Annotated in this window: 6 protein-coding genes and 1 pseudogene; 5 read left to right on the top strand and 2 right to left on the bottom strand. The window is 63.3% G+C overall.

Annotated features, from left to right (window positions below):
• Both VK519_RS10280 and VK519_RS10275 read left to right on the top strand, forming a co-directional pair.
• Positions 1-217 (top strand): ATPase domain-containing protein (locus VK519_RS10280; RefSeq protein WP_324349536.1); only part of this gene is annotated, 217 nt, incomplete at its 5' end.
• Complete coding sequence (locus VK519_RS10275; RefSeq protein ID WP_324349534.1) at positions 214-1,257, top strand: sensor histidine kinase; 1,044 nt, start codon at positions 214-216, stop codon at positions 1,255-1,257. The genes VK519_RS10280 and VK519_RS10275, both read left to right, overlap by 4 nt.
• On the opposite strand, the gene VK519_RS10270 is transcribed toward VK519_RS10275, so the two are convergent.
• Positions 1,208-2,242: a LacI family DNA-binding transcriptional regulator gene (locus VK519_RS10270; RefSeq protein ID WP_324349533.1), complete on the bottom strand. Its 1,035-nt coding sequence runs from the start codon at positions 2,240-2,242 to the stop codon at positions 1,208-1,210. The two genes, VK519_RS10275 and VK519_RS10270, sit on opposite strands and share 50 nt — an antisense overlap.
• Before the next feature lie 90 nt (positions 2,243-2,332).
• Positions 2,333-3,630: pseudogene (locus VK519_RS10265) on the bottom strand (sugar MFS transporter).
• Positions 3,631-4,032: 402 nt separating this feature from the next.
• Between VK519_RS10265 and glk the strand changes: the two are divergent.
• The 3 genes from glk to VK519_RS10250 form a co-directional block, all read left to right on the top strand.
• Positions 4,033-5,022 carry a glucokinase gene (gene glk / locus VK519_RS10260; protein ID WP_324349532.1) on the top strand — a complete coding sequence of 330 codons (990 nt, stop codon included), beginning with the start codon at positions 4,033-4,035 and terminating at the stop codon, positions 5,020-5,022.
• Between the two features lie 145 nt (positions 5,023-5,167).
• The gene (locus VK519_RS10255; protein ID WP_324349531.1) at positions 5,168-7,894 is read left to right on the top strand and encodes a TonB-dependent receptor; all 2,727 of its coding nucleotides are present in this window, start codon (positions 5,168-5,170) and stop codon (positions 7,892-7,894) included.
• A 144-nt stretch (positions 7,895-8,038) separates the two neighbouring features.
• Positions 8,039-9,086, top strand: a 1,048-nt coding sequence (locus VK519_RS10250; RefSeq protein WP_324349529.1) for a beta-N-acetylhexosaminidase, incomplete at its 3' end; no start/stop codon positions are given.

Raw genomic sequence — 9,086 nt, 5'->3', positions numbered from 1 at the left:
CATGACCGATGCGATCGTCGTGCAGCGTTACATTGAGGTCGAGAGTCGACTTTTGCGCGTCATGGCCGTGGTCAAGGTGCGCGCCAGCGCGCACTCGAACGAGTTGTGCGCGTATGAGATCCAGGAAGACGGCATCCACATCGGCACCATGCTTCCGCAGCAGGAAGGGTTGCTGGGTGGCCGGCCCACGCGAAAATCACGGCAGCCACTCTCATGAATGAGTCGCCTCCGGACCGTATGGCCGAGGCAAAAGAAGCCGAGATCATCGCGGCGGAAACTCATTTGGCATTCGAAGCGCGGGTCGCCCAGTTGATCGCTGCCAATGAAGCGCTAGTCCTTTCCTCGCTACGAATGCAAGACGAGGCTGATGCATCCGCGCAAGCCCTGAAAGCGCTATTCCTGTCCGTCGGAAAAGACACGGTCGAGCATGAGCACCACTATGCGCAGTTGCGCGACGCGAATGAGAAACTGGTTCTCGCCGCGCTCGATGCTCATCATTTGCTCGATGCCGCCGAACTTGCCCGGATCAGGCACGCCGACTTTCTCGCCGTGCTTGCCCACGAGTTACGCACGCCGCTGACGCCGATACGCATGGCTGCGTCGATGATCGATGAATCGCGCCTGGATGACCTGCCAAGGATGAAAGCCATCATCGAGCGGCAGGTGCTGCACATCACCCGCTTGCTGGTTGACGTGCTGGAGGTCTCGCGCGTCGGTGTCGGCAAGTTGCGGTTAACCAAAAAGATGGTGGATATCGCCGATATCCTTGAGCAAGCCATCCAAACGTGCGTGCCGGCCATGGATAAGCGCAATCAGCGTTTTCACTCGAACCTGTCGCCGACGCCCGTGATGATCCATGGCGACCCGGTGCGCCTTGCCCAGGTCTTCGTCAACCTGCTCGACAATGCCTCGAAGTACACACTCCAGGGCGGCGAGATCGAACTGGCCATGGCTGACACTGGCAATGCGTTGACCATAACGGTGATTGATAGCGGCATTGGCCTGACGACCGAGACATTGGCCACCATGTTCGATCCCTTCGTGCAAGATCCACAGGCCGTCGCATTCAATGGTGATGGCTTGGGTATCGGATTGACGGTCGTCCGTGAGTTGGTAGAGGCGCATGGCGGACATGTCACTGCCACGAGCGAAGGCATCGGAGAGGGGAGTCAATTCACGGTCTCACTCCCTCTCGGCGAGGGCTTCCCTACTTGCGAATCGGCGCCGTCGACCCGCGTACCACCAATTCCGGACTGAAGCCCTCATTGCTGATTTCGCCAGCAATGCCATGCGCCTCGCGCTCAAGCTCGGCGATCAACCGCCGCGTCGCATGCCGGCCGATGTCGGTGGTGGCCTGGCGCGCCGTGGTAAGCGCCGGCCAGCTTTGCTTGGAGAACGGGCTGTCCTCGAAGCCGGCGATGGACAGCTCCCAGGGTACGTCGATGCCGCCGGACTTCGCCGCCGCCAGCACGCCGGCGGCGATCTCGTCGTTTGAACCGAAGATGGCCGTGGGGCGGTGCTCGAGTGCCAGCAGTTTGCGCGCGCCGCGGAATCCATCATCGAAGGAATAATCACCCTCGACCACCAGCTCGTTATCCAGTGGCATGCCGTACGCGCGAAGCGCGTCTTCATAGCCCTGGTAGCGCTCCGGGCTGGAACGATGGTGCTTGCCGCCCCAGAGGAAACCGATGCGGTGGTGGCCCAGCTGGATCAGGTGCTCGGTGATGGCGTAGGCGGCATCGCGGTCGTCGACGAACACGCAGGGGTAGCCGTCCTTGGGATCCTTCCGCGCCGAGATGATCCGCACGAAGGGAATATTCTCCTTCGCCAGCGTTTCGATCAGCTCCTTCTGCTCGGACATCGGCGGCGCCAGCACCAGGCCCGCCAGGCGCGAACGGCGCACCAGTTCGCATAATTCCTCGACCAGGGTCGGCGAGGTGGAATCGCACGGATGGATCTGCAGGCCGAAACCGCGCTCGCGGCACACCGACAGCACGCCGTTCTGCATGCTGATCACGTAGTGCGCGTTGGGATTGTCGTACACCAGGCCAATGGCCCAGGCCCGCGTGCCGCGCAGGCTCCGGGCTGAAGGATCCGGCTGGTAGCCCAGGGCATCGATGGCGCGCTGGACCTTTTCCCGCGTGCGCTCGTGGACGGAAGGCTCGTTGTTGATCACCCGGGAGACGGTCTTGAGCGAAACGCCCGCCTTCTCGGCAACGTCCTTGATGGTCGGACTGCGCACCCGTTCTTCTCCGCCTTCATGATCCCGCCGCCCATCGTAGCGGATGGACGGCAGGGATAGCAGGGCCGGGGCCTTCCTGCGGGGCATGGTTCAGCCCAGTCGGTGCTGGCCGACCTTATGTCCCGCCAGGCCGAAATAGAGGATGTACAGGTAGCAGGGCACCATCAGTGCCGCGAACACCATCTGGAAATCGTGGTGCTGCTTCAGATACCCGAAGAGGGGCGGGATGATGCCGCCGCCGGCGATGCCCATGATCAGCAGCGCCGAACCGCGCTCGGTCAGGCCGCCCAGGCCACGGATGGCCAGCGGGAAGATCGCCGGCCACATCATGGCGTTGGCAAAGCCCAGCGCGGCCACGAAGCCTACCGATACGTAGCCCGTCGTAAGAGAGGCGCACAGTACGAACACCACGCCCAAGACCGCCGACAGTGCCAGGTAAGCGTGCTGGGTGATAACCCGCGGGATCAACACCAGGCCCGCCAGGTATCCGGCCAGCATGGCGAACAGCGTGAACGAGGTGAAGTGGCGCGTGGCCTCCAACGGCAGGCCCAGGCCCTGGCCGTAGGTGCCGATGGCGTCACCCGCCATCACTTCCACGCCCACGTACAGGAACAGGCACAGCACGCCCAGCCACAGGTGCGGGAAGCTGAAGATGCCGCCGTGCTGGTGGCCGATGGTGCGTTCGGTGTTGGCACCAGAGGGCTTGATCTCCGGCAGCGGCGAGCGCACCACCCAGATCGCCAGCAGCACCAGCAGGCCCGCCATCACCATGTAGGGCATGTGTACCTTGGCGGCGAAAGCATTGAGCAGGGCCTCGCGGCTGGCTGCGTCCGGCGCGGCGGTGACCTGGCTGCCGAAGTCGGCGATGTTGGACAGCACCAGCGCGCCGAATACGAAGGGCGCCAGCGCGCCGGCCACCTTGTTGCAGATACCCATGAAAGCGATGCGCTGCGCCGCGCTCTCGATCGGCCCCAGGATGCTGATGTATGGGTTGGAAGCCGTTTGCAGCAGCGAAAGCCCCGCGCCGATCACGAACAGGCCCGTGAGCGCACCGCCAAAGCTACGCATGGAAACGAACTCGCCGAAGGTGACCGCGCCGATTGCCATCACGAACAGGCCCAGTGCCATGCCCTTCTTCATGCCCGTGCGCTTCAACACGATCGAGGCCGGGATGGCCAGGAAGAAGTAGGACAGGTAAAACGCCGAGGGCACCAGGAAGGCGTAGAAGTCGTCGACCTGGAAGGCGAGCTTGACGAAGGTGATCAACGGGCCATTGAGCCAGGTGACGAAACCGAAGATGAAGAAGAGCACGCCGATGATGATCATCGGCAGCACGCTGGACTGGCGGGCCGGCAAGGCCTCTGGAATGGCGGACATGACTTGTACAACTCCCCGTCGTTCGGCCACGCGCGCAATGCGACGACACCGTTGTCCGCTTTATTGACCGGGCGGCGCAACGTTGTCAATCAGCGTTTGCCCCGGGCCCAGCCTGCCGCATGACTGACGGCATGGATCGCGACTATGTTTGCTGCGCCGCAGCACGAAATCCAGGCGGTAAAACACGGGTCTATGTATGGCCGATGTGAACATTCCCGGCAGCCAGGGACAGCCGATCGTGTTGCAACGCGTTAAGAAAAGCAGTCGGTCTAAGACTTTTTCCTCGTTGACAACGTTGTCATCACGAAGCCATATTGCGGACAAGCGCGGCGCCCTGAGGTACCGATGGGCGCCCATTGGGGTCAGGCAAGGGGACAGGTGTGGCGACAGCTGCCAACCACAGGACACTTCAGATGGTGAAACCCCAGGGTTCGCCGTTCATCGCGGCGGATGTCGGCGGCACGCACGCACGCATCGGCCTGGTCAGCGCGCAGTTGTCCGGCGTAAACGTGCTGCATTACGAGCGTTACACCTGCGCCGACTGGCCCAGCCTTACGGCGGTGCTGAAGGATTTCTTCGGCAAGGCCGGTGTGGATGGCCCGGTCGCGCATTGCGCCGTGGCCTGTGCGGGCTACGTGCTGGACGATGCCATCGTCAACGACAACCTGGCCTGGCCGGTGTCGATCAGTGACATCCGCGCGTCGCTGTCCATCGGCCAATTGGCGGTCGTCAACGACTTCGAAGCCGTGGCCTATGCCACGCAGTTCCTGGATCTTGCCCAGACCACTACCGTGATCGCCGCCAGCAAGCCGTCGGCACCGGGTCCGGTCCTGGTGATGGGTCCGGGCACCGGCCTGGGCTCGGCCGTACTGCTGCCGGGCGAGCCGCGTGCGCGCGTGCTGCCCACGGAAGCGGGGCAGATCTCGCTGGCGCCGGGCACCGAGCGCGAGATCGAGATCCTTCGCCAGCTGTCCAAGGAATACGACTACGTTTCCATGGAGCGGGCCCTGAGCGGCCCAGGCCTGCTCAATCTCTACCGGGTGATCGCGGGCCTGCGCGGCCTGCCTGTCACGCTTGCCGAGCCCGCCGACGTCACCGCTGCCGCGCTCGCCAGGAGCGACGAGGCAGCCGTGGAGGCCCTGGACACGTTCTGCGCGCTGCTGGGCAGCTTCGTCGGCGACCTGGCCATGCTTTACGGCGCTACTGGCGGCGTATTCCTTGCGGGCGGAATTTTGCCGCAGGTGCGCGACGTGCTGCTGCAAAGCCAGTTCGAACACCGCTTCTTCAACAAGGGCGTGATGCGGGCCTTCCTGCAGAAGGTTTCAGTGCGCCTGATGGACCACGGCCAGTTGGGCGTGATCGGTGCCGCCGGGTTGTACCTCGACGGCAACTTCGCCCAGTGACGGGCTTTGCGCCACAAGAAGTTTTGAAGTCCAGCTAGTTCGCAATACCCAAGAAACGGGCCGCAAGGCCCAGCCAACCAACGGACACCGGCCCCGCCGCAGGGGCTGCCGCTTAAAAATCGAAAGCCTCTGAGGGGAGGACGCCATGTCATTCAGCAAGAACCTGCTTGCCGCCAGCATCATCGCCAGCCTGTGCATGGCCGGCACCGTCCTCGCGCAGGACGCCGCCCAGGTCACCGGCGACAACGCCGCCAAGCCCAACGCAAAGAAAGCCACCGAGCTCTCCACGGTGATCGTCACCGGCATCCGCGACAGCGAAGCGGAGGCCCTGAACCTGAAGCAGGAAGCCGTCTCCCACGTGGAGATCGTCACCGCCGAGGACATCGGCAAGCTGCCGGCCAAGAACGTGGCCGACACCCTGCAGCGCCTTCCCGGTGTGAACATTTCATCGTCCAGCGCCTCGGAAGGCGGCTTCGATGAAAACGACCGCGTAGCCCTGCGCGGAACCAACCCGAGCATGACTCAGACCCTGGTCAACGGTCACACCGTGGGCACCGGCGACTGGTTCGTGCTGAGCCAGGTGCAGACCGTCGGCCGCAGCGTCAGCTACAGCCTGCTTCCGGCGGAAATCGTAAGCCAGGTGGTGGTGCACAAGACCTCCGAGGCCAACATCGTCGAAGGCGGCAGCGCAGGCTCCGTCGACATCATCACCCGCCGCCCGCTGGAATTCGCCAAGCAGTTCACGGGCGAAGCCTCCATCGGTGGCGTGTATTCGGACCTTCCTTCCAAGACCGAGCCGCAGTTCAGCGGCCTGTTCAACTGGAAGAACAACGACAACACCTTCGGCATCCTGGGCCAGGCCTTCTACGAGAAGCGCAGCCTGGAGCGTGACGGCCAGGAAGTGGTCGGCGGTTACGCGCCCATCGGCGGCAGCGGCCCGCTTGCCGGCGTGTACGCGCCGCAGCTGCTGGGTACCACGCTGTTCACCCAGAAGCGCGAGCGCAAGGGTGGCGTGGTCGACATCGAGTTCAAGCCCACCGACAACGTCACCTTGGACCTGTCGGGCTTCTACTCGAAGATGAAAGCCGACAACTACAACCGCAACTACATGATCTGGACCAGCCAGTTCGCCGCCACGCATATGCCGGCCCCCGGCTACGTGGTGAACAAGAACGGCGTGCTGACCTCGGCCAACTTCCTTCCTGACCCGACCAGCACCGCGCCGTACGGCGTGTACGACATGATCTCGCGTCCGGGCGCATCATCTGAGTCGAAGTACCTCACCCTGGACGGCGCCTGGAATGCCACCGACCACCTGACCATCAAGGGCCAGGCCGGCACCACCCAAGGTCGCGGCGACAGCCCGAACCAGGACGTGCTGGAAACCGGCGTGCAGCCGGGCGGCGGTGCAGGTTGGCTGCAGCATGGTTTGGGCAGCCCGTACGATGTGCGCCTTGGCGCAGATAATTCCAGCCTGGCGTCGTCCGGCTTCCAGCCCTCCAGCGGCTGGATCTTCGGCGACCAGAACATCCACGTGAAGGACAAGGAGAACTGGGGCCAGTTGGATGGCGAGCTCGCCTTCGACGACAACCCGCTCTCGTCGCTGCAGTTCGGCGTGCGCTATGCCGACCACACGCGTGAGAACAAGACCGACATCGGCCAGGGTCCGCTCAATGGCCTGGGCGTACCGTCGGACTACCCGCAGGATGTCAGCAACTATCCCGGTCACTTCGGCGACGGCCTTGGCGCCACGTTCCCAAGCAGCATCTGGTACTACACCCCGGGGCAGCTGGCCGCGATCGATGCCGCCCTCGCCAACCGCGACCCCGTCGCCCGCTTCAACTGGCAGAACATCTACAAGGTCGAGGAAAAGGACAAGGCCGCCTACCTGCAGGCGAACTTCACCGGCAGCCAGTGGAGCGCCAACGTGGGCGTACGCTACGTGCGCACGGAAGAGGACATCAACTACAACACCGCCAGTTCCGAAGCCAATACGGTGGCGGGTCCGTTCCTGGGTTCCGCTTTCGGCACGTACTACAAGAGCAACTACAACCACACGTACAGCAAGGCCCTGCCCAGCGCCAACTTCAAGTGGAGCTTCACCGATGAGCTGGTGGGCCGCCTGGCCGCGTCCAAGACCATGACCCGTCCGGACTACTCAGCCCTGGCCGGTTCCGTGTCGCTGGATGACCTCACCCACACCGGCAGCGGCGGCAACCCGCAGCTCAAACCCATCATCTCCACGAACTTCGATGCAGCGTTGGAATGGTACTTCGCACCGCGCGGCCTGCTGTCGTTCGGCGTGTACAAGATGAACCTGAAGGACTACGTGAACTTCGGTCCTGAGGCTCGCACGTTCAAGGATCAGCAGGCTTCCATCACCGCCGGCACGGACGTCTTCAACACCTACCTGGTGAGCGTCCCGGTGAACGTGGACGGTTCGGTCAAGGGTGCAGAACTCAACTACATCCAGCCGATCGGCGAGAACTTCGGCGTGTCCACCAACTACACGTTGTCCGACGGCCACACCGACAAGGATGATGGTCCGCTGCAGGGCAACTCGAAGAGGACGGCCAATGTCTCGGCCTACTTCGAGAACAAGGTGTTCAACGCGCGCGTGAGCTACACCTACCGCTCGGAGTTCTTCGCCGGCGTCAGCCGTACGGACAACTTCTACCAGCGCGGTATCGGCAACCTGGCGCTATCGATGGGCTACAGCCTGACCGACAACCTCTCGCTGTCGTTCGATGCGATGAACCTCAACCGCCCGGTGCTGAAGTACTACACGAAGGCCGATGTCTACGGTAAGCAGCCTTACGCTTTCTACGACAACGGCCGCCAGTACTACGTGAACCTTCGCTTCAAGTTCTAAAAAGTTGGCTCAAGCGACCTTGCGGTGCTGCCCGCAAGGTCGTCTTCTCCCCAAGGGCCCTGTGACCAGGGCCCTATTTTTTTGTCCCGTCAGCGGGAATTCGTGGCAGCATGGCCGGGCTGGCGGGGATACGGAGGACTTCGGATGAACAAGTACGCTTGTGTGGTGGCGATGATGGCCGTGGGCATGCTTGCTGCATGCGCCATGTCCCCGAACAACCAGTCGCACGCGCCCGCCGCCACCACGGGCCCGGGCGAGGCGATCGCGCCGCTGTCGCTGGTGCCCGCCGTGGCCAGGCTCGACCGGCACGCCGGATCGTTTGCTTTGCGCGAGGGCACCCGTATCGTGGCGCCGGCCGGTGACGAAGGCGCGCACCGCGTGGCCCAGTACCTGGCCGACCGCATCAAGCGCAGCACGGGCATGCAGCTCACCGTTGCCGACGGCGGCGACGCGAAGGGTGCCATCGTGCTCACAAGTGACCCGGCCATCGAGGGCGAGGAAGCCTATGCGCTGGATGTCACCAGCGATGGTGCCAGCATCCGCGCCAGCCGCTCCCACGGCTTGTTCTATGGCGCGATCACCTTGTGGCAAGCACTGACGGCGCAACCGGGTTCGCATGCGGTGCCCGCCATGCACGTGGACGACGCCCCTCGTTTCGCCTGGCGCGGCCTGATGGTGGATTCGGCGCGGCATTTCCAGACCACCGATGAGCTGCGCAAGATCATCGACCAGATGGCGCTGCTGAAGCTCAATACCTTTCACTGGCATCTCACCGACGACCAGGCCTGGCGCCTTGAAATCAAGAAATACCCCGACCTCACACGCATTGGCGGCTGCCGCAAAGCCCTGGGTCCCGACGCCGCCCTTGTCGATGAGCCGGGCAAGCCTTATTGCGGCATGTACACGCAGGATGATGTCCGCGATATCGTGGCCTATGCCGCCGAGCGCTACATCACCGTGGTGCCGGAAATCGAGATGCCCGGCCATGCCCAGGCGGCGATAGCTTCCTATCCTCAATTCGGCGTTACGAAAAAGCGGCCGCAGGTGTCCACCGATTGGGGCGTGATGCCCTACCTGTACAGCCCTTCGGACAAGACCTTCACCTTCATGGAGAATGTCCTTGATGAAGTGATGGTGTTGTTCCCCTCCACGTATATCCATGTGGGTGGCGATGAAGCCATCAAGGACCAGT

This window comes from Pinirhizobacter sp. (assembly GCF_035317885.1).
GTDB lineage: Bacteria > Pseudomonadota > Gammaproteobacteria > Xanthomonadales > Rhodanobacteraceae > Pinirhizobacter.
Note: the sequence above shows the minus strand (reverse complement) of the source record. Positions and strands in the feature narration are given on the sequence as shown.

Bases quoted from the DNA above. Each gene is read 5' to 3' on its own strand.
- VK519_RS10275 (WP_324349534.1), top strand. From the start codon at position 214: ATGAATGAGTCGCCTCCGGACCGTATGGCCGAGGCAAAAGAAGCCGAG.
- VK519_RS10255 (WP_324349531.1), top strand. From the start codon at position 5,168: ATGTCATTCAGCAAGAACCTGCTTGCCGCCAGCATCATCGCCAGCCTG.
- glk (WP_324349532.1), top strand. From the start codon at position 4,033: ATGGTGAAACCCCAGGGTTCGCCGTTCATCGCGGCGGATGTCGGCGGC.